Source organism: Halomonas sp. SIMBA_159, assembly GCF_046536035.1.
GTDB classification, from domain to species: domain Bacteria; phylum Pseudomonadota; class Gammaproteobacteria; order Pseudomonadales; family Halomonadaceae; genus Vreelandella; species Vreelandella venusta_A.
The window spans coordinates 1-259 of sequence record NZ_JAWJBT010000935.1 but is presented as its reverse complement, the minus strand read 5'-3'; the positions used below and the strand labels follow the sequence as shown (position 1 = coordinate 259).

The window sequence follows — 259 nt, the reverse complement described above, 5'->3', positions numbered from 1 at the left end:
CGCGTGAGGCGGCGCGCTGCCGCCGATCCACCGCTTTGATTCGCAGGCGGTGCGACCCGCACCCGAGATCCCCCGGATCGATCTCGAGATTGAAGTCACCCGCCCCTGCCAGTCTGTACGCCGTGGGGCCGAGGGGGAAAGGGCCACCCAGACGAGTGCCTTGAATCGACCACCTGGCGTCGTGTAGCCCCGCTTGGCAGGTGATTCGACCAGGCACGTTCAGCCAGCGATTACTCCAGCCGGCGACGCCGAAACGCAT

At 66.8% G+C, this 259-nt stretch carries 1 protein-coding gene; it reads right to left on the bottom strand.

Annotated features, from left to right (window positions below; all coding sequences use genetic code 11):
- Positions 1-259: hypothetical protein (locus R0J87_RS22015; RefSeq protein WP_498888977.1), on the bottom strand; the 259-nt coding region annotated here is incomplete at both ends.